We start from the raw sequence: 26,795 nt of genomic DNA, 5'->3' as shown, positions 1-26,795 counted from the left end.
TTCATTGCTGCGAGCATTTAAGTGGATATCCCCTACATCCCCGATGTTGCATCAGAGGGCGATCCGGTGAAGTCTCGCCAGTGCCCGCTAGGTAGGCTCACCGGCATCGCCGGACCGATAGCCTTTCTCATCAGCGACGGTGTCCGCTTCGCTACCGGCCGAGTACTCGTGGTCGATGGCAGTCTGGTGCGACTCTGATCGACAGCATCAACATATTCTGAGTTCGGCTTTGCCGGACGCTACTCAAGAGGAGTCTTCGATGGCAACCGTCTTGTGCGTACTTTACCCCGATCCGATCGACGGCTATCCGCCGCGCTATGTTCGGGACGCTATCCCGGTCATCACCCATTACGCCGACGGCCAGACCGCGCCGACGCCGAAAGAGCCTCTCGGGTTCAAGCCGGGCGAACTCGTTGGGTGCGTGTCCGGCGCGCTCGGGCTGCATCAGTACATGGAGGCGAGCGGGCATAGATTCATCGTGACGAGCGACAAGGATGGCCCTGACTCGGAATTCGAGAAATGGTTGCCCGAGGCCGATGTGGTGATCTCACAGCCGTTCTGGCCCGCCTACCTGAGCGCCGAGCGGATCGCGAAGGCGAAGAAGCTGAAGCTCGCGCTAACGGCTGGCATCGGCTCCGATCACGTTGATCTCGCGGCCGCCGCCCGTGCGAACATCGTCGTCGCCGAAGTAACCGGCTCGAACAGCATTGGCGTCGCCGAGCACGTCGTGATGAGCACGCTTGCGCTGGTCCGTAATTTCCTGCCGTCACATCGGTTCGCGGAGCAAGGCGGCTGGAACATCGCCGATTGCATATCGCGCAGCTATGACATCGAGGGGATGCATTTCGGCACGGTAGGCGCTGGCCGCATTGGCCTCGCGGTCCTACGCCGGCTGAAACCGTTTGGCCTAACCCTGCACTACACGCAGCGCCATCGCCTCGGCGCGGACGTCGAGCGAGAGCTGGATCTGATCTACCATCCGGACGCGGCATCGCTCGCAAGCGCCGTTGACATTGTTAACTTGCAGATTCCACTGTATCCGTCGACGGAAAACCTATTCGACGCGGCAATGCTCGCGCGCATGAGACGCGGCGCCTATCTAATCAACACTGCGCGCGCACAACTCGTCGATCGCGACGCGGTCGTGGACGCGGTCACGTCCGGTCATCTGGCAGGCTATGCGGGCGACGTGTGGTTTCCGGAACCGGCACCCGCCAACCATCCGTGGCGCACGATGCCGTTCAACGGGATGACGCCACACATTTCCGGTACGTCGCTATCTGGGCAGGCGCGCTATGCGGCCGGCACGCTGGAGATCCTGCAATGCTTTTTCGATGGCAAGCCGATCCGGCCAGAATATCTGATCGTCGATAACGGCACTTTGGCAGGTACGGGTGCAAAGTCCTACGAAATGAAGTGAACCCGGCTGCTATCGCTGACCTCGTTGCCTTCGGCGCCGGTACGGATGCGCGCTATGCGATAGGGCAGACGCTAAAGGTTGGCGGTGGCTCGATGCGATTGTGAAAAAGAAAAGCTGGCCGCTTAAACAACGCAATTCGCGACTTGGGCTGGCTGGGGCGAGCGATGACTTATGGAATTGCGCCACTTACGATGCTTTATTGCAGTCGCCGAAGAACTACATTTCGCTCGGGCAGCGGAGCGACTGCACATTGAACAGTCGCCGCTGTCGCGGGCGATCAAGGAACTGGAAGAAGATCTGGGCGCCCAACTCTTTGTGCGCACTACGCGCAGCACTCGCCTAACCCGCGCAGGAAAGCTGTTTCTTGAGTACGTGCCGCGTGTCTTTACGGCGTTGCAGCAGGCACGCGATAGCGTGAAGGCCGCTGCCAATGGCTTCCATAGCCAGTTGAGGGTCGCGCTCTCGGATGGCATCCCAACGGCGCGCTTCTCGACCTTTCTGGCGTTGTGCCGCGAAGAAGAACCGGAAATAGAAATACGTCTATTCGAGGTTCCGCTGGCGCAGCAGATCAAAGGGCTGCACGACGATTTGTACGACGTAGGGTTCTCGCGGTCGGATGAGGTCGGCGACGGCATCATAGCTGAGGCCGTTTGGAATGATCCCCTGGTGGTAGCGGTACCAGCTCGCCATCCTCTGCTAGCGCACAAACACATCCCTCTGGAAGAAGTGCTGCGCCATCCGCTGGTACTTGGTGATCCCCATACCTGCGAAGGTTATACCCGACAGCTCGAACGTGTGCTGCGCCGGGTCGATCAAGAACCTTTAATTGCCGAACGGGTGGCATCCATTGACCTGATGATGGCGTTGGTGGCGGCCGGTTTCGCCTTGGGTCTGGCTGGTGCTTCTCAGATCGCTGCCTGCCGCGAGCCGGGCGTGGTAGCTCGGCTGCTTGACGGACCGCCGGCCACGTTAACCACTTATTTGCTATATCTGGATAGCGAGCCTTCAGAGGCACTGGCTCGTTTCATTGAGAGAGCCAGTACGCTTGAATCATCCGCTACAAAGAAACCCGTCGCTTTATCTGACTCCACCGCTTCTGAGGACGTCGAGCCATGAACAAGATCACGTTGCTGATGCTCGTTTTGGCACTGACGGGCTGTGGCAAATCAGAACCCAATGATACGGTGGACTCGCTAATTTCTCATCCAGATCGACTCCGTGAAGTCGAAAGACAGTGTACGGACAGTGACGCCAAAATGCCTGCTGCTGAATGCAGCGCTGCATCTGAAGCAAGGCATCGGCTGTTCATCGGCAGGGGTCCGCAATACACGCCGTCTAAAGATGCTCCAAAGTTCTGATTCTTTGGTTGCGCAACACATTGGCTGACTTCGTTGGCGCTTGCGCTGTCACACGCAGAAATGTGCTGTGACGCGCAGCGCATTTTCCCAGCTAGAAATCTTGCATTTTCGATCTTTTTTATCGCCATAACGGTCTTTGACCAGCACTGACCCGGCACCGATGCTCCTGGCTATGCGGCACGTCTTCGCCGCATGACGCAGGTGGAAGTCGGAGGCCGGCATGAACGGGACCAGTGTGTTGTTCGGCCAGATGCTGACGGTGTTCGGCATCGTGGTGGCGGGAACTTGGGGTGCTACCCAATGGACCGCCGCACATCTGGGCTACCAGCTACGCCTTGGTTCGCCCTGGTTCGACTACCTTGGCATTCCGTTCTATCACCCGTGGCGGCTGTTCGAGTGGTGGTACTGGTATGACGCCTATGCGCCGCGCCTGTTCCTCACGGGCGGTGCTATCGCGGCGACCAGCGGAGTTGCCGCAGCCTTCGTCGCCATCGGCATGTCGGTGTGGCGCGCGCGGCAATCGCGCCTCGTCACCACCTACGGTTCGGCGCGATGGGCCGATGCCCGCGACATTCGCAAGGCTAGCCTGACGCAACCGGCAGGTGTCTTTCTCGGCCTGCATGACGGCCACTACCTGCGCCACGAAGGCCCGGAGCACGTCCTGACCTTCGCGCCGACACGATCGGGCAAAGGCGTGGGTTTGGTGATTCCCACGCTGTTGAGCTGGCCAGCATCCGCTGTCATCCATGACATCAAGGGTGAGAACTGGACCATCACCGCGGGCTGGCGCTCGCGCTTCTCGCATTGCCTGCTGTTTAACCCGACCGATGCGAAGTCGGCCGCGTATAACCCGCTGCTCGAAGTCCGGCGCGGCGCGCATGAAGTACGCGACGTGCAGAACATCGCCGACATCCTGGTCGACCCCGAGGGTGCGCTCGAACGCCGCAATCATTGGGAAAAGACTTCGCACGCGCTGCTGGTCGGAGCCATCCTGCACGTGCTCTATGCAGGCGAAGACAAGACGCTGCGCGGGGTCGCCAACTTCCTGTCCGATCCGGCATGCCCGTTCGAGCTGACGCTGCACCGGATGATGACGACGAAGCACCTCGGCGACACGCCGCATCCCGTCGTCGCGTCCGCTGCGCGCGAAGTGCTCAACAAGTCGGACAATGAGCGGTCGGGCGTGCTGTCCACGGCCATGTCGTTCCTCGGCCTGTACCGTGATCCCACGGTAGCCGAAGTCACCTCGCGCTGTGACTGGCGCATCGCCGACCTGATCGCGTCAGAGCATCCCGTCTCGCTGTATCTGGTTGTGCCGCCTTCGGACATCAGCCGCACGAAACCGCTGATACGTCTGATCCTCAACCAGATTGGCCGGCGTCTGACCGAATCGCTCGACGGTAGCGACGGTATCGCACGCCGCTACAAGCTGCTGCTGATGCTCGACGAATTTCCGGCACTCGGCAGGCTTGATTTCTTCGAGACGGCACTCGCGTTCATGGCCGGCTACGGCATTCGCAGCTTCCTCATCGCGCAATCGCTCAACCAGATTGATAAAGCCTACGGCCAAAATCACTCGATTCTCGATAACTGCCATGTGCGCGTGACGTTCGCCACGAATGACGAACGCACCGCCAAGCGCATTTCCGAAACGCTTGGCACGGCCACCGAACTGCGAGCGCAACGCAACTATGCCGGCCACCGGCTCGCGCCGTGGCTGGGTCATCTCATGGTGTCGCGGCAGGAGACCGCACGTCCGCTGTTGACGCCCGGCGAAGTAATGCAGCTCCCGCCCGACGAGGCCGTGGTGATGGTGTCCAGTGTCGCGCCGATCAGGGCGAAGAAGCTGCGCTACTACAGCGACGGCAATTTCAAACGCCGCGTGCTGCCGCCGCCCGTACTCGCCGTCGGGCACTACGCCGATGTGCCGACCGTTCGTCCCGACGACTGGAGCGGGTTGGCTATTCCCACTGTACCGGCTGCGCCGGTCGCCGCTGGCCTGGTCGACGAGGATGACGGCACCGCTGACGACGGTGGACTGCGCCGGCAACCGGAGCTATCGGAAATCTCCGAATACAGCCCCGAACAGCAGGCCGCCGACAGCGACCTCGCGCTGCTCGACGACGACCTGCCGCTGCCGCTCCCTCGCCAGTTCGACCCGGCCATGCAGCGCACGGCCCGGCTGGCATCCTTCGATCACGACGATGGACTCCAGCTATGAGCCAGTACCGCCTCAACCTGTTCATTCCGCCCGAGCACGCCAGGCGTCTCGACGAGCTGGCGACGAAGAAAGGCGTGTCGAAGTCGTCGATCGTTGCGGCGGCGCTCGCGTCCTGGCTCTCGCCCGACGCGGGCGACCAGCGCGAGGCGGCCATTGCCAAACGACTCGACCGACTCTCGCGCCAGTTCGAGAAGCTGGAGCGCGACCAGAACATCGAGATCGAGACGTTGGCGCTATTCGTCCGCTACTTCCTCACGGTCAGCACGCCCGTTCCCGAAGCTCATCAGGATGCCGCTCGTGCGCAGGGCAAAGCGCGTTTCGAGCAGTTCGTCGAACAGCTCGGCCGCCACCTGATGCGCGGGCGCAGCCTCGTGCGCGAGGTGGTGGAGGAGCTGAACCCCGACGCCGCACGGCTGAACGATGCGGCGGCGCAGGCCGAAGCGCAGGAGCGTGCCTCATGAGCGCGCAGCCCCAATCTTTCGCTACCACGTCGCTCGACCGGCGCATCCGCATGTTGCGCACGGCAATGGGGCCGCTGATCGCTGCCGCGCTCGAAGACCCGGACGTGGTGGAAATCATGCTCAATCCCGACCACACGCTCTGGGTCGATCGCCTGTCATCGGGCCGCGCGCCGATGGGTGCCGAGCTGTCCGAGGCGGACGGCGAGCGCATCATCCGTCTGGTTGCCGCGCACGTCGGCGCGGAAGTCCATCGCGGTCAGCCGCTGCTGACCGCCGAATTGCCCGAAACCGGCGAGCGCTTCGAGGGCATTTTGCCGCCCGCTGCGCCAGGGCCGGCCTTCGCACTGCGCAAGCGCGCGGTCGGTGTCATTCCGCTGGATCGGTACATCGCTGACGGCATGATAACCGCCGAGCAGGCTGCGTTCCTGCGCGACGCGGTGCGCGAGCGCCAGAACATCCTGATCGCCGGCGGCACCAGTACCGGCAAGACCACGCTCGCCAATGCTCTGCTCGCGGAAATCGCCGCCACCGGCGACCGCGTGCTGGTGCTCGAAGACACCATCGAACTGCAATGCACGGCACGCGACCACGTACCGCTGCGCACGCGCGCCGGCGTCGTGTCCATGACCGAGCTGGTGCGCGCCACGATGCGCCTGCGTCCCGACCGCGTGATCGTCGGCGAGGTACGCGGTGGCGAGGCGCTGGATCTCATCAAGGTGTGGGGCACCGGCCACCCAGGCGGCATTGCCACGATCCACGCCGGTTCCGCGCTGGGCGCGCTGCTGCGCCTCGAACAACTAATTCTCGAAGTTGCCGTGAATCCGCCGCGCGCGCTGATCGCCGAGGCGGTGAATGTCGTCATCCACATCGCTGGGCGTGGCCGTCGCCGCCGCATCGAACGCATCGCCCGTGTGACCGGCTTCGATGCCACTAGCTACCAGCTCTGCGACGCCATGCCGTCGCCATCCGATCCAGCCCCGTCTTCGCTTCCCACCGGAGAACTCTGATGAGCCATGTCCATGTTCTGCGCTTTTCCGTAAATCCGCTTCCACGTCTTCGTCGCCTGGTCCAGCCCGCACGGCAGGGTTTGATGCTGGCCGTCGTGATGCTCGCGCTGACCAGCACGGCGAAAGCCAGCGGCTCGAACATGCCGTGGGAAGCGCCGCTGCAATCCATCCTCGACTCGATCCAGGGGCCAGTTGCCAAGATCGTCGCCGTCATCATCATCATCGTGACGGGCCTCACGCTCGCGTTTGGCGACACCAGCGGCGGCTTCCGGCGCCTGATCCAGATCGTGTTCGGACTCTCGATCGCCTTCGCCGCATCGTCTTTCTTCTTGTCGTTCTTCAGTTTCTCCGGCGGCGCGGTGGTGGCATGAACGAGCCAGCCACCATCACCCTCGGCTTCGAGGTGCCGCTGCATCGGTCGCTCACCGAGCCGATCCTGATGGGCGGTGCGCCGCGCACCGTGGCGATCGCCAACGGCACGCTCGCCGCTGCCGTCGGGCTTGGCCTGCAACTGTGGATTCCAGGCATGGCGCTGTGGCTGATCGGCCATTCGCTCGCTGTGTGGGGCGCAAAAGTCGATCCGCAGTTCATGCAGGTCTTCGCGCGGCATCTGAAGCACAAATCGCTGCTGGACGTGTGAGGACGATGCCATGCTGCATCTTGCCGAATACCGCCAGCGTCCCGCATTGCTTGCCGACTGGTTGCCGTGGGCCGGACTCATCGCGCCCGGTGTGGCGCTCAACAAGGATGGTTCGTTCCAGCGCACCGCACGCTTTCGCGGGCCGGACCTCGACAGCGCCACGCAGGGCGAACTGATCGCCACGACCGCGCGCCTGAATAACGCATTGCGCCGCCTGGGATCGGGCTGGGCCTTGTTCATCGACGCCGATCGACGACCGGCCGCCGACTATCCGCGCTCGGATTTTCCCGAGGCGTTGTCGTGGCTGGTGGACGAAGAACGCCGCGCTGCATTCGAGCAAGCCGGTAGTCACTACGAAAGCGGCTATCACCTGACAATGGTGTACCTGCCGCCGGAGGAGTCGCGTGCACGCGCCGCGAAGCTCCTGTACGAGAACACGCCCACGTCCGGCGTGGATTGGCGCGAACGGCTCGCGGCCTTCGTCGCCGAAACCGACCGCGTATTCGACCTGCTCGACGGCGTGATGCCTGAAATTGCGTGGCTGGACAGCAGCGAAACGCTCACGTACCTGCACGCGACCATCTCGACGCGGCGCTACCGCATCGGTGTGCCGGAGGTGCCGTTTCATCTCGATGCGTTGTTGGCCGACTCGGCATTGATCGGTGGCCTCGCGCCCATGCTCGGCGACCAGCACCTGCGCGTCGTAACGGTGCGCGGCTTTCCGACCTCGACCTGGCCGGGCCTGCTCGATGACCTCAACCGGCTCGGTTTCGCCTATCGCTGGTCCACGCGCTTCCTCTGTCTGGACAAGGCCGAAGCCGAGAAGGAATTGACGCGGCTGCGCCGGCAGTGGTTCGCCAAGCGCAAGAACGTTATTGCGCTGCTGCGCGAAACGATCTTCCAGCAGGAATCACCGCTCGTCGATACCGACGCAAGCAACAAGGCAATGGATGCCGATGCCGCCCTGCAGGAACTCGGTGGCGATCAGGTGGCCTTCGGCTACGTGACCGCAACCGTCACGGTCATGGATGCGGACGCAGCGGCGGCCGATGAAAAACTGCGGAGGGTGGAGCGCACGATCCAGAGCCGGGGCTTCGTCACGATTCCCGAAACGCTCAATGCGGTCGAAGCGTGGTTGTCGTCGATTCCAGGGCACGCCTACGCGAACGTGCGTCAGCCGAGCATTTCGACACTGAATCTCGCGCACCTGATGCCGCTCTCGGCGGTATGGGCCGGACCGGAGAAGAACAAGCACCTCGAGGGCCCGCCGCTGATAGTCACGCGCACCGACGGAGACACGCTGTTTCGCCTCGTGACGCATATCGGTGACGTGGGCCATACGCTGGTGGTCGGTCCGACCGGCATGGGCAAGTCGGTATTGCTCGCCACGCTGGCGATGCAGTTCCGTCGGTATCGCGGCTCGCGCATCTTTGTGTTCGACATGGGCCGCTCGATGCGCGCCACGATCCTCGGCCTCGGTGGCGAGCACTACGACCTTGGCTCCGATGGCGCGATCGCGTTCCAGCCGCTCGCGCGCATCGACCGCGAAAGCTATCGCACTTGGGCCGCCGAATGGGTTGAAGGCCGCCTGCTGCACGAAGGTATTGCGATCGGCCCCGACGAAAAGGCCGCAGTGTGGTCGGCTCTCGGCAGCCTTGCCGGTGCGCCGGTCGAACAGCGCACGCTCACCGGCCTGTCGGTATTGCTCCAGTCCAATGCACTTCGTCAGGCGCTCGCGCCTTATGTGCTCGGCGGCGCGCACGGTCGGCTGCTCGATGCCGACCATGACCGGCTCGGTAGCGCCGGCGTGCAGGGCTTCGAGATGGAGGAACTGATGCCGAGCAAGGCGGCGGTGCTCGCCGTGCTCGGCTACCTGTTCGCGCGCTTCGACGAGCGGTTCGATGGGGCGCCGACGCTGCTGATCCTCGACGAGTCCTGGCTGTTCCTCGACGACCCGGTATTTGCCGCACGCATCCGCCAGTGGCTCAAGACGCTACGCAAGAAGAACGTCAGCGTGATCTTCGCCACGCAGTCGCTCGCCGACATCAAGGATTCGAGCATCGCGCCCGCGATCATCGAGAGCTGCGCAAGCCGCATCTTCCTGCCGAACCCGCAGGCCACCGAGCCACAGATTCGCACGATCTACGAAGGCTTTGGCCTCAACAGCCGGCAGATCGAGATCGTCGCTACCGCCGAACCCAAGCGCGACTACTACTACCAGTCGCGCCTCGGCAATCGCCTGTTCGACCTCGACCTGGGACCGGCCACCCTCGCATTCGTCGGCGCGTCCACGCCACAGGACCAGCGCGACATGGACCGCGTGTTGCTGAACGCCGGCACGCCCGGTTTCGCGGGTGCCTGGCTGCGTCATAGCGGCCTCGACTGGGCTGCCGACCTCATGCCTTCGTTCCTAACGTCACCGGAGATTCAGCCATGAAGAAGAAAGGGCTGGCCGTCGTCACGGCCGTGTTGCTGTCGGTGTCATCCACGAGCTTTGCACAGTGGGCGGTATTCGACGCGGCCAACTACTCGCAGAACCTGCTGGCCGCCGCGCGCGAGCTGCAACAGATCGACAACCAGATCCAGCAGTTGCAGAACGAGGCGACGATGCTGGTGAACCAGGGTCGCAATCTGACGAGCCTGAACTTCAACTCGCTGTCGCAGTTGTTGTCCACGCTGGCGACGACGAACCAGTTGATCTCACAGGCGCAGGGCTTGACCTTCAACGTCACGCAGTCGCAGGCAACGTTCAACCGGCTGTACCCGTCGTCCTACGGCGCCGCCACCAGCAACGCGCAGATGGTGCAGGACGCGCAGACGCGGTGGCAGACCTCGGTACAGGCATTGCAGACCTCGACGCAGATGCAGTCGCAGGCCGCGCAGAACCTGCTGTCCGACCAAGGCGTATTGAGCAGTCTGGTGACACAGAGCCAGGGCGCGGTCGGTGCCTTGCAGGCGAGCCAGGCGACGAACCAGTTGCTCGCGCTGATCGCACGTCAGGCGATTCAGTCGCAGCAACTCACCGTATCCCAGCAGCGCGCCACAGCACTGGACCAGGCGCGTGCTGCGGCCGATGAGGCGCAGGCCCAGCAGGTCCGTACCCGCTTCATTGGCAGCGGTCCGCAATACACGCCGCAGTCGGTGAGCTTCTACGGGAACTGACGGCCATGCGCCGCGCACTGGTCCTGCCCATCATCGCCATGCTGACCGCTTGCGGTCGGCATGAGCCGGCGTTGACGGCCGATGCACTCGCACATGATCCGCAGCGGCTTTACGCACTGCGCCATCGCTGTGCCGTTGCACACCCCCACATGGACAACGCCACATGCGGCCTGGTGGACGCGGCGTATGCGCGGCGTTTCTTCCTCGGACTGGGCGGCGCCAACGAATACCAGACGCTCGCCGAGTTGCCGCCGATTCCGGCGAGCTTCGAGGCGTCGCAAGGAGATCGGCCATGAATGATCTTTCCGTCATCGACCAGTTCCTGGCCGTCTTCTCGCAGTACATCGACTCAGGCTTTGGTCTGCTGCACGGCGAAGTCGCCTATCTCTCGGCCACGCTGATCGTGATCGACATGACGCTCGCCGGCCTGTTCTGGGCGATGGGTGGCGAGGAAGTGCTGGCGAAGCTGATCCGCAAGACGCTCTACGTCGGCGCGTTCGCCTACATCATCGGCAACTTCAACACGCTCGCGGGCATCGTCTTCCGCTCGTTCGTGGGCCTCGGCCTGCTCGCGTCCGGCTCGTCGATCAGCATCGGCAATTTCCTGCAACCCGGACGCCTGGGCGCGATTGGCGTCCAGGCCGGACAGCCGATTCTGCAACAGGTCGGCACGATGTCCAATGGCATCACCGCGGTCTTCAGCAACATCGACATGATCGTGATCCTGCTGCTCGCCTGGGTCGTCGTGGTCATCAGCTTCTTCATCCTGGCCGTGCAGCTTTTTGTGACGCTGATCGAGTTCAAGCTAACCACACTCGCGGGCTTCGTACTGGTCCCGTTCGCGCTCTGGAACAAGACCGCGTTTCTTGCCGAGAAGGTGCTGGGCAACGTGGTGTCGTCGGGCGTGAAGGTACTGGTGCTCGCCGTCATCGTCGGCATTGGCTCGACGATCTTCAGTCAGTTCCAGACGCCGGCCGGTGCCGATCCGTCGCTGAACCACGCGCTCGCCATCATGCTGGCCTCGCTGACGATGCTGGGACTTGGCATCTTCGGGCCGGGCATTGCGACCGGCCTGGTATCCGGTGCACCGCAGCTCGGCGCCGGAGCGGCCGCCGGTACGGCGCTAGGTGTCGCGGGCCTTGCCGTTGCCGGTGGTGCGGCCGTGGCGACGGGTGGCGCGGCAGTCGCCGCCGGCGCACGACTTGCGGCGCGCGGCGCAGTCGGCACCGCACGCGCGGCCAGCGGCGCCGCGTCGGCTTATCGCGCCGGTGCGACTGCATCGGGCGCGACTGGCGCGCGTGCTTTCGGTGCCGGTGTGGCCAACGTCGCGCACAGCGGCGCACAGGCCGCCGGCGGGCGGGTCGCAGCCGGTGCTCGCGCTGCGCGTGATCGCGCGGTATCGACCGTCGGCGCGAGCGCGCCATCTGCCTCGCACGGAAACGCCGGCGAAACATCCATACCATCGGCGACCACCGATAACGCATCGCAAGCATCCACCGACAAACCGCCCGACTGGGCGCAACGCGTGCAACGCCGCCAGCGCGCCGCGCATGGCGCTTCGACGGCCGCGCATGTCGTGCGCTCGGCCGACCACGGCGGCGGCGGGGCCGCGCCGGATCTCAACGATTCCTCGAACGAGTAAGGGAGGCAAGCCATGCGCTTCACACGACCCGGCGTGCGCTACAGCGAATCACCTGCGCCCGCCACGCCTTATCAGGCCGCCGCGCAGGTATGGGATGAACGCCTCGGCAGCGCGCGCGTGCAGGCGAAGAACTGGCGGTTGATGGCCTTCGGCTGCCTGGGCCTTGCGCTGCTGATGGCTGCGGGCCTTGTCTGGCAGTCCGGCCAGTCGCGCGTCACGCCCTACGTGGTCGAGGTCGATCACGCCGGGCAGGTCCGCGCGGTCGGGGCCGCTACGACACCGTACCGGCCAACCGATGCACAGATCGCGTACCACCTGGTGCGCTTCGTGACCGACGTGCGTTCGCTGTCGATCGACCCGGTGGTGGTACGGCAGAACTGGCTTGAAGCCTACGGCTACACCACCGACCGAGGCGCGGCGACGCTGAACGATTACGCGCGTGCCCACGATCCGTTCGCTCATGTTGGGCAGGACTCCATATCGGTGGAAGTGACGAGCGTGGTGCGCGTCAGCGACACCTCGTTCCAGGTGCGCTGGACCGAACAGCACTTCAACGACGGCACGCCGACCGGCACCGAGCAATGGACGGCGATGCTCACTCTCGTCATGCAGACGCCGCGCACCGAACAGCAGGTGCGCCGTAATCCCCTCGGTATCTATATCAACGGGCTGTCCTGGAGTCGTGACCTGGACGCGCCGGAAGGAGCGAAGAAGCCATGAAACCGTCGATCACTGCCATTGCCTTCCTCGTCTTGCTGGGCAGCGTTGCCGGCTGCGCCACGCAAGGCAAACCACCGCCGGCGATCTCGCTGGACGAATCGGTCAAGGCGCAGCCATTGCCTGAGCCGCCCAAGCCGGTTGCGGTCGTGGAAGTGCCGAAGCCCTTGCCATTGCCGGATCAGATGAAGCCGCTGCCTCCCGCAGATGCAAAGCCAGCCCCTGAGCCGGCCGATGCGAAAGCGCGCGTCGAGCAGGCCAATGCCGACGCGAGCGTGGTGCCGACCCGCGACGGTTACATCAACGCGATCCAGGTCTGGCCGTTCTCCGATGGCGCGTTGTATCAGGTCTATACCAGCCCCGGCCGCGTGACGGTCATCAGTTTGCAGTCGGGGGAAGAGCTGGTGACCGTCGCCGCCGGCGATACCGTGCAGTGGATCGTGGGCGATACCGCGAGTGGCAGCGGCACAAGCCGGCGTGTGGCTGTCATGGTCAAGCCGGTGCGCGCGGGGATCAGAACGAACCTCGTCATCACCACGAGCCGGCGCACCTATCTGCTCGAACTCACGTCCACCGAGAAGGCATGGATGGCGTCGGTATCGTGGGAGTATCCGAAGGACCAGATGCTGGCCTTGCAGGCCCAGGCACAGGCCGCCGATGCGGTCGCGCCTGCGGCCGATGGCCTGTCACTCGACCAGTTGCATTTCCGCTATGCGATCACGGGCGACAGTCCGCCGTGGAAGCCCGTGCGTGCGTTCGACGACGGGCAGCATGTCTATATCCAGTTTCCGACCGGCATCGCGCAGGGCGAATTGCCGCCGCTGTTCGTGGTCGGGCCGGATGGCAAGGGCGAGCTGGTGAATTACCGTTTCCATGCGCCTTACGACATCGTGGATCGGCTGTTCGGTGCGGCCGAGCTGCGCCTGGGCGGTAACAAGGCTGCCGTGGTGCGCATCGTGCGTACCGACGGTGTGGCTGCGGGAGCTGGTCATGGACACGACTGACCAAGCTCAGCCCGCTCCCAAGGTCGCCCCCGAAGGTGTTGCGCTGCGCGCCGCACCGCGCGCGGTAACGCGGCTCAACCGCCGCACGCTGGCCGTCTCCGCCACGCTGCTTGCGGTGGCCGTGGCCGGCGCGTCGATGTGGGCGCTGCAATCGAAGGGGCGGCGCGGTTCTGGCGATCAGACCAACCTCTACAACGTCGATCGGGTCGCCAAAGCCGACGACCTCGACCAGTTGCCATCTGACTACTCGAAGCTGCCGGCGGAACCCGCCTCGGCGGCGCCGGCTAGCGTGCCGCAGCTCGGGCCGCCGCTTCCCGGCGACTGGGGTGCGGCGTCGGCGATGCCACCGCTGCCGGGTGGCAACGTAAATGCGGGACCATCGGCCGAGAACATCGACCGGCAGCGCCAGGCTGACGAGATTGCCCGCTCTGCGGTGTTCTTCCACACCGGCAGCGATGTCGGCAAGCCTGATGCAACTGCCGCGTCTGCGGGCACCCTGTCGGGGGCCAATGCGGCGGCCAGCGCGTTCAATCCGATGGGTGCCGGGCCGGCGTCCTCGGCCGCGCAACCCAACGATCCGACGGCCATCCAGAACCGGCAGGACCAGAAGGAAGCGTTCATGGCGAAGGGCGGCGACGCTGCGACCAGTAACACCGGCAGCTTGCAAGCACCGGCCTCGCCGTACACGGTGATGGCGGGCACGATCATTCCGGCCGCGCTGGTGACGGGCATCAATTCCGACCTGCCGGGGCAGATCATTGCCGAGGTCACGCAGCCCGTGTACGACACCGCAACCGGGCACTATTTGCTGATTCCGCAGGGTTCGCGCCTGATCGGCCGCTACGACAGCCAGGTGGCGTTCGGACAGCAGCGCGTGCTGCTGGTATGGCTGCGCCTGGTGCTACCCGATACCTCGTCGATCGCCCTCGATAAGCTCCCCGGTATCGACCCGGCCGGCTATGCAGGCCTGGAGGATGGCGTGGACTGGCATTGGGGCCGCATTCTGGCGGGTGCTGTGCTGTCCACGATGCTTGGCGTCGGCTCCGAGCTGGCCGTCTCGAATCAGGGCAGTGCCAACGGCAATACGGTCATCGCGTTGCGGGATAGCTCGCAGGACACCGCCAATCAGGTCGGACAGGAAATCACGCGCCGCGACCTGAGCATCCAACCGACGCTGACCGTGCGGCCGGGGTTTCAGGTCAACGTGATGGTGAACAAGGATATGGTGCTGCGGCCGTATCAGCCGCTCTTTGTCCAGAGAGGACCGATTCAATGAGCACGACGCACAAACTGCGGCTGGGGCCGCTGCCTGATACACAGACAGTCAAACTGACTTTTACGTGCTCGGCCAGCCTCAGGGCTGACCTCGACCGTTACGCTGCGCTGCATGGACAAACCTACAGCGAAACGGTCGACGCCGTTACGTTGATTCCTCACATGCTGGAGGCATTCATGGCCGGAGACCGCGGTTTTCGGAGGGCGCCCAAATTGCCAGTTGCCAAAGCCCATACTAGGGATACGTGATAAAGATTCAACGTACCCGTTCGTTGTTCACCAGGTAGATCGACTTGAGGCAACGCCGATTCGACGTAAGGCCGACGGGCTCGCACGCTATCAAAGTCAAACGGCGACAGAGATAATCACTGCCATCACCGATGACCGCAGAAGCAGGCCGGGGTAGTACAATTTGTGCGCAGAAAAGATGGTGATTTGGCCGAATGTAAACTGATGCCCATTGGGCCTAACAATAGACGCGAAGCTCAGTGACCCTTCCCAACCTTGCCGACCGATTTGCGTTCCATCGCGCTACACCGCAGATTACGATCGACGAGTACGAGCGACGACGCGTTATCGAACTCGGCGAGTGGGTGGTGGCGCGGGATCGTATCTACCTCGATAAGTGCTTCTGGATTCACCTGCGTGCCGCACGCTCCCTCGCGCCGACTCCACCTGGCGCATCGGATTTGTTAGATGCGCTGGTAGCTGGAGTCTCTAGTGGGCAGCTAGTGTGTCCTATCAGCGACGTCCTGTTTCTTGAGCTAATGAAGCAGTCTGACCCGGCCACCCGGGGCGCAACAGCAGAATTGATTGATGAGTTGAGCTGCGGCATCACGCTTAGCTCTGAGCCCACACGCGTGGCGACGGAGGTGGCGCACTTCCTTCACGCGAACGCTGGGCACAGAGTTCATCCGCTGGAACACCTGGTCTGGACGAAAGTCCCATATATCCTGGGCGTCCAGCACCCGGTTGCCACGGCCTTCCCGGAACATGAGCAGGTCGTCATTCAGAAGGCGTTCTTTGACCACCTCTGGGAGATTCCTCTATCGACGATGGTCAGGACTATCGGAAATTCCTGGCCTCTACCTTCACAATTCGTCGATATTGCCGATCGGTTGAACCGCGACAACGCCGCACATGCCTCTGAGATGAAGAGCTTCTCGCAGGTCTATCGTGACGAGATCAATGGTGTCCTTGAACTCGCCGCGCCGATCGCCGCTGACGTGCTGCATGACATGGCTGTGAAGGCCCTTGGCCCTGACATTCAACCGTCAGAAGAGGAGAGGGAAGGTGTGAGGAGGCAGTGTCTCGGCCTGCTGCGCGCAGCGGTTCGGAAACCCGCAGGTCGGCGGGCTCTGCGCACGCTGCAAGTCGGGGCATTGCTGCATGCAGCGCTTCGCTGGAACCGAACACAGAAATTGAACGCTAACGACATGTTCGATTTCCATCATGCCGGAGCCGGGCTAGGCTACTGCGATGCGCTTCTGACGGACGGGCCCATGCACGCGCTTCTGATGCAGCGAAATCTGGCCGTCGAGCGCGATTTTCCGTGCCGGGTTATGTCTTCCGTTGAAGAGGCTGCCACTTGGGTTCAGCATCGCATCGCGTGAAGAGCCAGAAGCAAATGACCTAAGTCGAGCCGACCAGGGGGCGTATCGTGAATCATCATCTTTTGCAGGACGCCGCATGGCGGGGGCCTCTCATGCTCGCCATGCAGCGTGCCATAGTGGCTGAGTTCAATGCTACTGATTGGCACGAACTGGGGTACCTCACGGGATTTCATGACTATATCCAGGGGCACTCGCGGTTACTCAGAAGTCTTGGCTTCGGCGACGATGACTATGGCGCGTGTGTATTTCAGGTGCTCCAGTATTTTTCAAATCACGACACGCGGGCACTGGTAGCGGTCATCGAACATCAAAAGATCTATCCGCACCTACAGCAGGCGCTGGCCGACAAGCTTATTGAACTCGGTTACCAGGTAGGACAAGTGCCGGCGGTGCTCCCGTCGGCTTCCGCCTCTGATGTTGTGCATCGTGCGTTGATGGACGCGGACAACCTGCTCGCCACATCAGGGGCACCGAGTGCCATCGATCGGCTTCATACTGCCATGCACGGGTACCTGAAGTCGGCATGTCGAGATAGCGCGATTGCGATTGCGGGCGATGCAACCCTTACGCAGGCCTATAAGGCGCTTCGCACGCACCATCCTTCGTTGCAGTCGTTTGGTGCTCACGAAAGCGAGGTCGGAAAAATACTGACTTCTTTTGCCTCCGTTCTCGATGCGCTAAACACTCTTCGCAATCACGGCAGTGTGGCCCACCCCAACGATAACTTGGTCGAGATGGCTGAGGGGGCGTTGGTTGTTAACGCCGTCCGCACGATCTTTCACTACTTGAATCAGAAGCTCGCTATATAGGTGTCGATACGCAACGTTTTGACGGCAGGATGGATTGTGCTTGACCGTTTGAAATAGAGATGAAGCTGGCACGTGTCATCCCAATTGGACGTGCCCATGCTGGAAAGTGCTGATGCCAGTACCTCTTCCCTCAAGCAAGTGGGCTCAGGCATGCCAACTTTCATTCCATAGGCGCCAAGGACCTCATGTACTTCACGCAAATCAGGCTTAGAAACTTTGGGCCGTTTTCCGATGCGCAGTTCGATTTTGAGCCGAACGCGATAAATTGGGTCATCGGAAATAACGCTTCAGGCAAGACGCAGATGGCGGGGGCGATGCTGGCTGCCATTGTCGGGAAGCCTGCATTGTCGTTGACTGCGGGCGGCGTGGGACCTTCTACTGTGGCGCTCACCTTAGGGGAGGGGGATGCCAGAGAAACGGTCAGTCTTCAGGTCACAGAGTCCTCCCGGGGCAAGCCGGAGGTGTCGAAAACGACAGGAGCATTAGCACTCCAGACGCTGGCGGCGATGGCCGATTCCGAGGGCCAGCGCCTCATGATCGGCCATGTGCGCGAGACCGATCTTGAGACGCTTGATTTCGACGAAGTGGGGGCCTTACTTCCAAGAGAGCTTACGAGTCATCCAGGATGGGCAGAGCTGAAGCGGGGAGGGAGCGGTGCGAGCTACATCGGGTCTGGGGTTCAACGTTCGGCAGTGGAGCTGATCGGCCAGATCGTAGCGCGTCGACGTGCCCGCTTTAAGCTCCCCCTTATAGTTGACGAGGTGTTCTGGCGTTGGCCACAAGACGAACATCAGTTTCTTCTTAGGCTGCTTGGCGAGATTGCGCAAGATTCGCAAGTGTTCTTGCTTGGTCCGCATCGCGATGCCGCTGAGACGGGCCGAGGGTCCGTGCTGCAGATGTCCACGACACGGAGCGGTATGTCTCTCGCGGCATTCAATTCGTGGTACGAAACGCGAGAGCCAAACTTTCAGCGGTCTCGCCGGTTGAAATGGATCAGGGGAGCGCAATACCCGGCTCAGGAAAATCGAACCTGTGAATTTAAAGAGGTCAAGGGTGGCAATGCCGTTGGCGCGATCAAGGGAGTCGTGGATCAGTACGCCGTAGCCTTCCTGAATGCTGGGCTGCCTCAAGAGGGAGCGATTTTCTGGGGCATTCGTGATGCGGACCGAGCCATCGTCGGTGTTGAACTTCGCCCGCAGGAGTGCGATGAGCTTCGGCGTATTGTCACGGAGCGGCTGCACCAGATTGTTCCTCCCATTGCCCCGACCGCCTACCGGATCGATCTTCACCCAGTGAGTGACGGTTCCAACATGATAGATAATTTGTATGTCGTGGAGGTCCGCGTGCCGTCGATCAGGCGCACATTGCTTTTTGCCACGGGCGGGCAGGAGGTTTACGTCAAAACCGATGCGGGCAAGCGGAAGCTTTCTGCTTTGGAGCTGCAACAGGAACTGATTCAACGGTTAGGCGTAGATCCGGGTCTTTGAACCAGTATGCTGCTGAGGCGTGCATTGATCTGGTATGGAGAAGTTAATAGTGCTGTAACGAACGATGAAACAAGATCATTCTGATTTTTTGGGGCACGAAACTACCATTTGCGAAAATAATAATCACCATGATAGATCCGGAACTGATGAAGACCATTGACGACTATATGCAGGAGCAAGAGCCGGAGCTGATGAAGGCCGTTGACAACTATATGCATAAGCTCCAAAGCGATGCGGTGGAGAAGGCAAAATCACAGGAGGAGTTAAGAGCGTCAAAGGAATACCAAGATCAGTTGGAATTTCTTCATAAGACAATGCATGACTTTAGTGAGACGCTAACGGACTGCGCGTTCACGGCGTCTCGATGGGAGCAATATTACGGCGCCTTTTTGTTCCAGAGACATCTGGATGACATCCTCGAGGCCGCAAACATGGTTCAACTTGCGGTGGAATTGGGGTCACTAAACTCTGCACGACGCGAGCTTCGATTTATCTTGGAGGTCGCTGTCAATACTGCGTATGTTGATGAGGAAAGATCGGCAGACTCTTTCGAGGAGCGGGTTAAGTTCTATCGAGGGAAAAGTGTGAGCAAACAGAATGTCGACCAAGTAAAGAAAATCTCACTCGATTTTTTGGGGAACGGCAGGCAAAAATTTGCAGAGCATGTGGTTGAAGCGTGGGTCCAGGCGTCGAACTACGTCCACCTAACAAAGCGACAAGTTGATGAGAAGCTAGCACTTCGAGGGCAAGGCGTGGAAAAGGGATTCGAGACATTGGACATGCTGAAGAATGTTGTCGATGAAGTTCACGAGGTATGTTCGATTGTGATCGTTTTAGCCTTTAACAGCATCGGGCAGCGCGCGACAGGGAGTTTGCTGGTTGATCACCTCGACGACATCGATGATTGGGCATTTCATGCGAGCGGATATGTTGCCCTAGTTGATGCGTACTACGACCAAAAAAATGAAAGGCAGCATAAGCTCTTGCAGCACCAAGAAAGGCGCAAGTTGCGTGTTCGTTATCATGCAGTAGCGCTGAGTTGCTGAGCTTTGACGCTCGCGATCAAGAATTACTTCTCTTGCGGGCGGCAGACCACCCCGAAGCGAACGCGGTGCTCATCCCGTCGTTTACGGCGGTAATATGGGTTAGGCCAACGCACGGGTTGCACGATGGCTCTGTGCAGACAGACAGCGCGTGCACCGTCGCCCCGGTGGGTTGGGAATGGAGCCGATCATGAATGACAACGATACTGGCGCAGCGCCGATAGAAATCGACAAAGTTCGCGCATCCAAGGCGGGCCATGCCTTTCATGAAGCTTGGGCCGCGCGTACCGCGCTTGAGCTCCTGCCGCCGTCGACCGACCTGACCGCGATCACGCTTGAGGGGTTCGATGAACGAGACGAGCAGAGTTTGGGAACCGGTGCGGTCGAAATTGCCGATCTCGTTCGGTACCACGGTGCCACCGATGTTGCCCGAGCGCATCGAGTCACGGTCGTTCAGTTCAAGTACTCGATCGCAAGCGCCGACACTGCCGTTCGAGCGGCGGACCTGGCATCCACGCTTGCCAAGTTTGCCGCGACCGATGCCGAACTTCGGGCGACGTATGACGACGATCATGTTCTCGCCGTGGTGCGCTATGAATTTGCGACGAACAGGCCCATCCACGAGAATCTAGGGAAGGCGATCACCGCGGTTATCGCGGGCACGCGAGATGCCGGTGATGTAGCCCGTCAAGCCGGCCAGATCGCAGAAGCGCTGAAAGACTATCCCCATCCCTTTTCTGATCTGCTGCGGCGATTGGAATTGGTCGGCAACAAGGGGAGCTTGACCGAGGCAGAGCGAGCGATTTCAACCATTCTCGCCGCATGGAGCGAACCTGGGGATCCGGATGCGGAGAAACGCCTGCTCAAGTTGCGGAATCTCATCAGGATCAAGGCCGGTCCCGGTAGCGAGACGGACAAACGTATTGATCGCGTAGCGGTTTTGGCTGAGCTGGAGGTGGAGCACGAGGACCGCCTGTATCCCACGCCGGACGCGTTCCCCGAGGTTGAGGTCGTCATTCAGCGCGACGCGCTCGACAACCTTGCAATCCTCGCCCGTGAAGCGGGTTTTCCTCTTGTCGTCCACGCCGCAGGAGGCATGGGCAAGACCGTTTTGATGCAAGGCCTTGCGGATCGATTGCGAGCCGATGGACCTGTGGTGCTCTTCGATGGCTTCGGTGCCGGTCGCTGGCGGGATCCCGCCGACGGTCGGCACCTCCCGGAAAGGACACTTGTCCACCTTGCCAATCTCTTGGCCGGGCAAGGCCTGTGCGACATTCTGTTGCCTCTGGCGGATGTCACGGGCTTGCTGAGAGCGTTCCGCCGACGGCTCGTGCAGTCGGTGGAAACGGCTCGGCGAACTCGCGGCGATGCCTGTGTTTCACTGGTGCTCGATGCGATCGACCACGCCGGACTCGCCGCGCGGGAGACTGCGACATCATCGTTCGCACACCTGCTCATGCGCAGCCTCAGCGTCGATCCCATCGATGGCGTTCGCATCGTTGTGTCGTGCCGGACTGAACGGCTCGCGCTGGCGACCGGCGATGCCTCACACCGTTCTTTTACGGTTCCACTGTTCACTGACGCGGAAGTACGTTCCCTCGTTGAACGACGCGTGCCGGATGCGTCGGCCGACGAGATTGCCGCGCTGCTGACGCGGTCCGGTCGCAATCCACGCTGTCTCGACAACCTGGTTGCGACTGGACGGCCGTTTGATCCCGTGTCTTTCCCGGACGCCCCGGAAGAGCCGCACGATCTGCTCGACGCGTTGCTTCGCAAGCGTCTTGCCGACGCGCGCGAAACGGCACGCGCGCGGGGCGCTAGCGATGCGGACATTGACCTCCTGCTCACGGGCATCGCCTTGCTGGCGCCGCCCGTTCCCATTGAAGAGCTTGCTGCGGCTCACGGCTTGATCGCAGAGCAGGTGGAGAGCTTCGCGGCTGACCTCGCTCCCTTGCTTGAGCGAACGTCGCACGGCTTGATGTTCCGCGATGAACCGACCGAGACCCTGATCCGATCGACCTACGGCGCGAGTCAGATCGGTCGAGATCGAGTTATCGCCGCGCTCCAAGAACGTCAGCTCACCTCAAACTATGCCGCCAGGGCACTGCCCGCGTTGCTCACCTCGTTACGCGATGCCGACCAACTCATCCAACTGGCCTACGATCTGCGCGTTCCCCGAGGCGCTTCACAGGTAAGCGCACGCGACATCCGGCTATCGCGGATCACGGCCGCGATAGCCCTGGTGGGCGAGCTGAACCGGCGCGACGATCTTCTGCGACTGCTGCTGGAAGCGTCAATCGTTGCCGCAGGTCATGAGCGATCCGATCGCTTCCTATACGAGCATCCTGATCTCGCCGCCGTGGCTGGGGATCCCGAGGCCTTGCGACGGCTTTCCGCAACCACGGTCGGCTGGCCTGGGGGAAAACACGCTGCGCTAGCACTGGCCAACGCCTTCGCAGGCGACCGAGATGAGGCCCGTCGTCACGCTCGGCGCTCAATCGATTGGCACAATTGGGCCGCGCATACCAAACGCGGCGCGCGCTTTAGCGAATCGAGCACCTCAAGGCAGTGGGACGATATTGGCTTCGCCTATGTCGAAATGCTGGCGGGCAATGACGTGCGCGTTGCGGAGTTTTTCGCCCGTCGAGACGAAGGTGTGGCCTTCGCCAAGTTTCGGGACTTGTTCGAGCTTCTGGATCGACACCAGCGTTCGGCCCATCCGCCCCAAACGCGCATCGCAACGCGGCTTTTGCGCTGCCGACTGCCATCTCGCGCACTCTATGCCGCCGCGCTTCCATTTGTCGGCCGTGACCCAGCCCACGCCAGAGGACTCGTCGCAGCACTTGCTGTGGCATCTTCTGCCAATGGCAAAAGCGAAGGCTTGGCGATGGCCAGCGTGCTAGCATCGGCACGGGCGATAGAGCTCGGCATGGAGAGCGAGTCAGCAAGCATCCTCGCTGGAGCAGCACTTACGCCGCCTAGCGTTTACGACTATTCAAGTCAGTTTCCGAGCGACTACGCGATCCAGGTGACTGTACTGGCTGCCGGCGTTCGAGCCGCCTTGAGCCGGAAGCGCGCCGCCTTGATGGACATGGCGCCGGCGGAATTCATCGGGTTGGTGCCTGCCAGCGCGCGATCGCGGGGCGCAGCGACGTTCAGTCGGGTGCTTACGCAGAAGCTGGCGGCTCCTAAGTTCGATGGAACGCGGCGCCGACGCAAGAGGCGCGGCGACCTCGACGAGGACAGACGATCGGACTACGAGCGCGCGCTCAACGGCCGGATCCTGCCGATGCTGAACTATGCGCAGGATGTCGCCGACATCATTCGTCCGCCGAGTGGAAAGACACGGGACGAGATGGTGGCCGCCACCTTTGACCGACTGGTCCGTGATGTCGAGCAGGCATCCAACTATCCGTATCGGGATGAGAAGGCTTATCTCGCGCGAACCGGATTCCGGGTGATTTTTGACCTTACCGACGCGCTAGGTGCGATCAATGCCGAGCTTGCGAAGCGCATGGCCGAGTGGGCAGCGAATGCGCCGGGACTGTTCACGCCGGAACTTACCCACGCGGTTGCACGACTATCGTGTCTCCCCCCGTGCCATGATGCTGCGCTCCTCCTTGCTGACCAGATCGAGCGCAAGATCCAACTCGATACCGATGTCGGATCCCGAATTTCATCCTACGGTGATCTCGCTCGCGCAGCTTGGCGAGTGAGCACCGAAGAGGCGGCGGCCTATTTTCGCCGTGCGCTCGATCTTGCCGAGGCCATTGGATCGGATGACTTCGATCGTACCAATCACTTGCTGGAGCTGACCGGCCACTATTCGGGTCCCGAACTTTCGCCGGCGGCGGCGCACACTCTGGCACGTATCCTCGAACTGAATCAGAACGAGGACGGCAAATTCCCCTGGACGGAATACGCGGAATCGATGGTGCCGATTGCTGGTCGGGCGACATTGGCGACGCTGGCACGGCTGGACGATCGCGACGCGGCGCGCCTCGGACTGTCCCTGGGTCCCGCGTTAACAGTCCTCGTTCGCGATTCGAAGCTTTCTGTTGAAGCGGCCGTCGCCCTGTTTGGCTTGGCTGCTCCAATCGAAACGTGGACGTGGCGTATCGCGGGTTTCGCGTCGGAGGTCATAGATCGGTTACCTCAAGAGCGACGGGAATGGCTCTTCGATCTCCTTCTGGTCGAGATGGATCGCGAGGATCAACTGTCGCCCGCGCGGGAGACAATCGAAAGGCTACATAACCTCGCTGAGCGCAGCCTGCCTGCCGCCTCTCGTGCCCGAACGCGCATCGAGGGTCTGCTCGCTCGCCTTGGGCCCAAATCTGAATCGCGAGCGGTCATGTTTCCTTCCTCGGCGACAGAGCCACCTCCCGTCTTCCCGGTGGACCTGACGGACTCAGACAACATCGACCGTCAAATACTCGACCAGGAGATCGACCAGTCGGGGCGGCGCTGGCCAGTTCGGACACTGACCGACTTGGCCAAGCAAGCCAACTCCCCGGCCGAGCGTCTTGGATTCGTCCGTGCCGTCGTGGAAGCAACGGCTGCCACGCTTGCCGACAAGATCCACGCGTTGGACGACTACTTGGAGGAGTGGGGTAAGTCATCGGCGGCTATGCGTGATGCGCTGCCTGCCTTGGGACTGCGCCTGGCGACCAAGCATGCCGCCGAACTCGCCAGTTCAAGCACCGACGCGTGGGGCGGCTGGCGGGGGCTGGAGCAGCATTTTCATGCCGATCGCGCAACCCTTGTCGAGCACGTTGTCGCAGCGCTCCGGAGCACGGCGGATAGCTTTGGTGGTAATGCCTGGCTCGCCCTCGCCGCGAGACTGGCGCCTGACGTCAGTGCCAGCGCCCTGGCGGAAGGCCTCGAACGGTTTCTGGCCAATACCGGTGAGAAGCTGCCGTCCGAAGTTGGGGATGGACCGTGGGACGCGTGTTTTGTCGTTCCAGTTGACGAGGCGACATTCGTAGCGGGACTCGTGTGGGCGAGGCTTGGCCATCCCATCGCCGCCATGCGCTGGCGCGCAGCCCATGCGGTGAGGCGCCTGGTGGTGGCTGGACGCTCCGATGTGGTTGAGCGACTGATGCAGCGCTTTGGGTCTGCATCGAGCGTGCCGTTCGGCGATGCGAAGCTGCCTTTCTATGCGATGCACGCGCAGCTCTGGCTGCTGATTGCGCTCGCTCGCGTAGCGAAAGACGCTGCTCCCGCATTGGCCCCACATCGTGCCTTCTTCGAGCGAATCGCCTTTTCCGCGGAGTTTCCGCACGTCGTCATGCGTGCGTTCGCGGTAGACATATTACGCGAGCTTGCGCATGCATTGGCACCCGAGGAGCGCGAAGCGCTTATCGCCAAGCTCGGTCTCGCCAATCAGTCGCCCTTTCCGGTGGCCCCCCGAGCCGATTATCACGAGTTCCGGTATGCCTCCAGGCCAGACGCCTCGCCGCGACCAGAGGATGGCTTCCATCTCGACTACGACTTCAACAAATATCAGACCGAACGCTTGTGTCGCGTCTTCGCTTGTCCAGGGTGGGAGGTGGAAGACCGTATCAGCGCATGGGTGCGGCGGTGGGACACCACCGTTCGCGGAATGCACGATTGCCCACGTAGCGGGAGCCATGACGAGTCGTGGTCGTCGGGCTATGTTCCGGACCGAGATCGATATGGGGGATACCTCGGATGGCACGCGCTCATGCTGGTGGCGGGTGAGTTGCTCGCGACACGGGCGGTGGTCGGCGAGGATTGGAACGGCGATGCTTGGGCCGCGTTCCTGAGGGAATACACCCTGTCAAGAAACGATGGTCTCTGGCTGGCCGATCTCACCGATCCGTTTCCGCTCGACCTTACCCCGGAGGCGGACATGCCTATGCCGGAGAGCGGTGGGCGAAGCACCGTCCGCGAAGACAGTATGCTGCTCGCACCGTTGCTCGGCTTGCTGGACGGCAAGGCGGCGGATTGGCTTCCGGTCGCAGGACGTTGGTCGATCGGGCGAGACATAACGGTCACGCTGCAAAGCGTGTTGGCGAACCCCGGTGATGCGCGAGCGGCGACTATGGCCGTGCTGTCAGCGGAAGCCTTCTTTCGATGGTTGCCTGACGATGAAGATGAGATTGCTCGTCACTTCGGCGATGACGGTCACACGGTTCAGCCGTGGGTCGCAAAGACACCGAACACCGAGCGCCAACTCGATCGGTATGATCCTTATGGCGCTGCCACCGCACTCGATAGGCCTTTCCCAGCGGATTGGACGCGAGACCTATTAGGGACGATCGCAGATGATGAGGCGGTTCGCCGCTGGTCAGTCGACGGCAGAACCGCCTATCGTGCCGAAGCCTGGGGTGCGGAAGGCGGGCGGGGTGAGTACGCGTGGAGCGAGACTGGATACCGCTTGCTCGTTAGTCGTGGCACATTGTTTGCCCTGCTCAAGGGTTCCGAGCGTAGTCTTGTCGTCGCACTGACGCTCCAGAAATACCATCGAGGGAAGTCGAGCGGACGTGCCGGGGACACCAGCGGTTTTACCCATCGATCGCTGGTGATCGTCATCGATGAACGTGGCCAGGTTTGGTCGCCGCGAGGTCTCTCTCGACAAGCCAAGGAAGCGCTTGCGACGCTCGACTCCGATCGGCGGCGCGATTTCTATCCGCGGTTCCGCGCGATCGCTGGCCTGCCCGATGAATGGCTATCCCGGCGCAACGATGCACCGATGAGCGAGGAGCTGTATCGAATAGTCATCGAGAGTTTATCGTCGGAATGAAGCGGAGCTCACTCCTCACATGAGCTCGACCTTAACCTATTGGTCCAGGCGCTTTAGTGTGCGTCGGAGTTAGGTGATTACCTGAACCTTTCGAGTAGAACTATGCCGTTTGACTACCTGGCAGCATTTCCCATCCAGGCTCACGTCCTGCCACAACGACTGCGCAGCTT

21 protein-coding genes are annotated in these 26,795 nt (G+C 62.0%); all 21 read left to right on the top strand.

All coding sequences use genetic code 11. The annotated features are described in order from the left end of the window. The first annotated feature begins 259 nt into the window (after window positions 1-259). The 21 genes from PQQ95_RS07565 to PQQ95_RS07465 all read left to right on the top strand — a co-directional run bounded on the left by PQQ95_RS07565 (window position 260) and on the right by PQQ95_RS07465 (window position 26,625). Window positions 260-1,420: an NAD-dependent formate dehydrogenase gene (locus PQQ95_RS07565; RefSeq protein ID WP_408436470.1), complete on the top strand. Its 1,161-nt coding sequence runs from the start codon at window positions 260-262 to the stop codon at window positions 1,418-1,420. A 171-nt stretch (window positions 1,421-1,591) separates the two neighbouring features. Continuing rightward, entirely contained in the window at window positions 1,592-2,536 is a 945-nt protein-coding gene (locus PQQ95_RS07560; RefSeq protein WP_408436467.1) for a LysR family transcriptional regulator, read from the top strand. Then, window positions 2,533-2,778 (top strand): EexN family lipoprotein, encoded by a 246-nt coding sequence (locus PQQ95_RS07555; RefSeq protein WP_228976435.1) that lies wholly within the window; start codon window positions 2,533-2,535, stop codon window positions 2,776-2,778. The genes PQQ95_RS07560 and PQQ95_RS07555 overlap by 4 nt, the downstream gene beginning before the upstream one ends. A 220-nt stretch (window positions 2,779-2,998) precedes the next feature. Further along, window positions 2,999-4,999, top strand: coding sequence for a conjugal transfer protein TraG (locus PQQ95_RS07550; protein WP_408436464.1), 2,001 nt, complete (start codon window positions 2,999-3,001; stop codon window positions 4,997-4,999). Continuing rightward, entirely contained in the window at window positions 4,996-5,460 is a 465-nt protein-coding gene (locus tag PQQ95_RS07545) for a CopG family transcriptional regulator (RefSeq protein ID WP_408436461.1), read from the top strand. The genes PQQ95_RS07550 and PQQ95_RS07545 overlap by 4 nt, the downstream gene beginning before the upstream one ends. After that, window positions 5,457-6,467, top strand: coding sequence for a P-type conjugative transfer ATPase TrbB (gene trbB / locus PQQ95_RS07540; protein ID WP_408436459.1), 1,011 nt, complete (start codon window positions 5,457-5,459; stop codon window positions 6,465-6,467). Before PQQ95_RS07545 ends, trbB begins: the two co-directional genes overlap by 4 nt. Beyond that, complete coding sequence (locus PQQ95_RS07535) at window positions 6,467-6,838, top strand: TrbC/VirB2 family type IV secretion system protein (RefSeq protein WP_228976428.1); 372 nt, start codon at window positions 6,467-6,469, stop codon at window positions 6,836-6,838. The genes trbB and PQQ95_RS07535 overlap by 1 nt, the downstream gene beginning before the upstream one ends. Then, complete coding sequence (locus PQQ95_RS07530) at window positions 6,835-7,107, top strand: VirB3 family type IV secretion system protein (RefSeq protein ID WP_228976427.1); 273 nt, start codon at window positions 6,835-6,837, stop codon at window positions 7,105-7,107. The genes PQQ95_RS07535 and PQQ95_RS07530 overlap by 4 nt, the downstream gene beginning before the upstream one ends. Before the next feature lie 10 nt (window positions 7,108-7,117). Further along, window positions 7,118-9,544 carry a conjugal transfer protein TrbE gene (trbE, locus tag PQQ95_RS07525; RefSeq protein WP_408436454.1) on the top strand — a complete coding sequence of 809 codons (2,427 nt, stop codon included), beginning with the start codon at window positions 7,118-7,120 and terminating at the stop codon, window positions 9,542-9,544. Continuing rightward, on the top strand, window positions 9,541-10,269 hold the full coding sequence (gene trbJ / locus PQQ95_RS07520) for a P-type conjugative transfer protein TrbJ (RefSeq protein WP_408436451.1): 729 nt from the start codon (window positions 9,541-9,543) through the stop codon (window positions 10,267-10,269). Before trbE ends, trbJ begins: the two co-directional genes overlap by 4 nt. A 5-nt stretch (window positions 10,270-10,274) precedes the next feature. Further along, window positions 10,275-10,565 (top strand): hypothetical protein, encoded by a 291-nt coding sequence (locus PQQ95_RS07515; protein WP_408436449.1) that lies wholly within the window; start codon window positions 10,275-10,277, stop codon window positions 10,563-10,565. Beyond that, on the top strand, window positions 10,562-11,911 hold the full coding sequence (gene trbL / locus PQQ95_RS07510; RefSeq protein WP_408436446.1) for a P-type conjugative transfer protein TrbL: 1,350 nt from the start codon (window positions 10,562-10,564) through the stop codon (window positions 11,909-11,911). The genes PQQ95_RS07515 and trbL overlap by 4 nt, the downstream gene beginning before the upstream one ends. Before the next feature lie 12 nt (window positions 11,912-11,923). Then, complete coding sequence (gene trbF / locus PQQ95_RS07505) at window positions 11,924-12,631, top strand: conjugal transfer protein TrbF (RefSeq protein ID WP_408436444.1); 708 nt, start codon at window positions 11,924-11,926, stop codon at window positions 12,629-12,631. Continuing rightward, window positions 12,628-13,632: a P-type conjugative transfer protein TrbG gene (gene trbG, locus PQQ95_RS07500; RefSeq protein ID WP_408436442.1), complete on the top strand. Its 1,005-nt coding sequence runs from the start codon at window positions 12,628-12,630 to the stop codon at window positions 13,630-13,632. The genes trbF and trbG overlap by 4 nt, the downstream gene beginning before the upstream one ends. Continuing rightward, the gene (locus tag PQQ95_RS07495; protein ID WP_408436440.1) at window positions 13,619-14,908 is read left to right on the top strand and encodes a TraB/TrbI/VirB10 family type IV secretion system protein; all 1,290 of its coding nucleotides are present in this window, start codon (window positions 13,619-13,621) and stop codon (window positions 14,906-14,908) included. Before trbG ends, PQQ95_RS07495 begins: the two co-directional genes overlap by 14 nt. Beyond that, window positions 14,905-15,156 carry a DUF2274 domain-containing protein gene (locus PQQ95_RS07490; protein WP_408436437.1) on the top strand — a complete coding sequence of 84 codons (252 nt, stop codon included), beginning with the start codon at window positions 14,905-14,907 and terminating at the stop codon, window positions 15,154-15,156. Before PQQ95_RS07495 ends, PQQ95_RS07490 begins: the two co-directional genes overlap by 4 nt. A gap of 239 nt (window positions 15,157-15,395) precedes the next feature. After that, on the top strand, window positions 15,396-16,520 hold the full coding sequence (locus tag PQQ95_RS07485; protein WP_408436434.1) for a hypothetical protein: 1,125 nt from the start codon (window positions 15,396-15,398) through the stop codon (window positions 16,518-16,520). Between the two features lie 47 nt (window positions 16,521-16,567). Further along, window positions 16,568-17,329 (top strand): abortive infection family protein, encoded by a 762-nt coding sequence (locus tag PQQ95_RS07480; RefSeq protein ID WP_408436432.1) that lies wholly within the window; start codon window positions 16,568-16,570, stop codon window positions 17,327-17,329. Window positions 17,330-17,514: 185 nt separating this feature from the next. Beyond that, window positions 17,515-18,816, top strand: coding sequence for an RNA-binding domain-containing protein (locus PQQ95_RS07475; RefSeq protein WP_408436430.1), 1,302 nt, complete (start codon window positions 17,515-17,517; stop codon window positions 18,814-18,816). Between the two features lie 146 nt (window positions 18,817-18,962). Beyond that, entirely contained in the window at window positions 18,963-19,862 is a 900-nt protein-coding gene (locus PQQ95_RS07470; protein WP_408436427.1) for a hypothetical protein, read from the top strand. Window positions 19,863-20,049: 187 nt separating this feature from the next. Next, complete coding sequence (locus tag PQQ95_RS07465) at window positions 20,050-26,625, top strand: hypothetical protein (RefSeq protein WP_408436424.1); 6,576 nt, start codon at window positions 20,050-20,052, stop codon at window positions 26,623-26,625. The last annotated feature ends 170 nt before the right edge of the window (window positions 26,626-26,795 follow it).

Source organism: Paraburkholderia caffeinilytica (assembly GCF_046030355.1).
Lineage (GTDB): Bacteria > Pseudomonadota > Gammaproteobacteria > Burkholderiales > Burkholderiaceae > Paraburkholderia > Paraburkholderia caffeinilytica_B.
The sequence above is the reverse complement of the archived record's forward strand: the minus strand, read 5'-3'. Positions and strand labels throughout refer to the sequence as shown.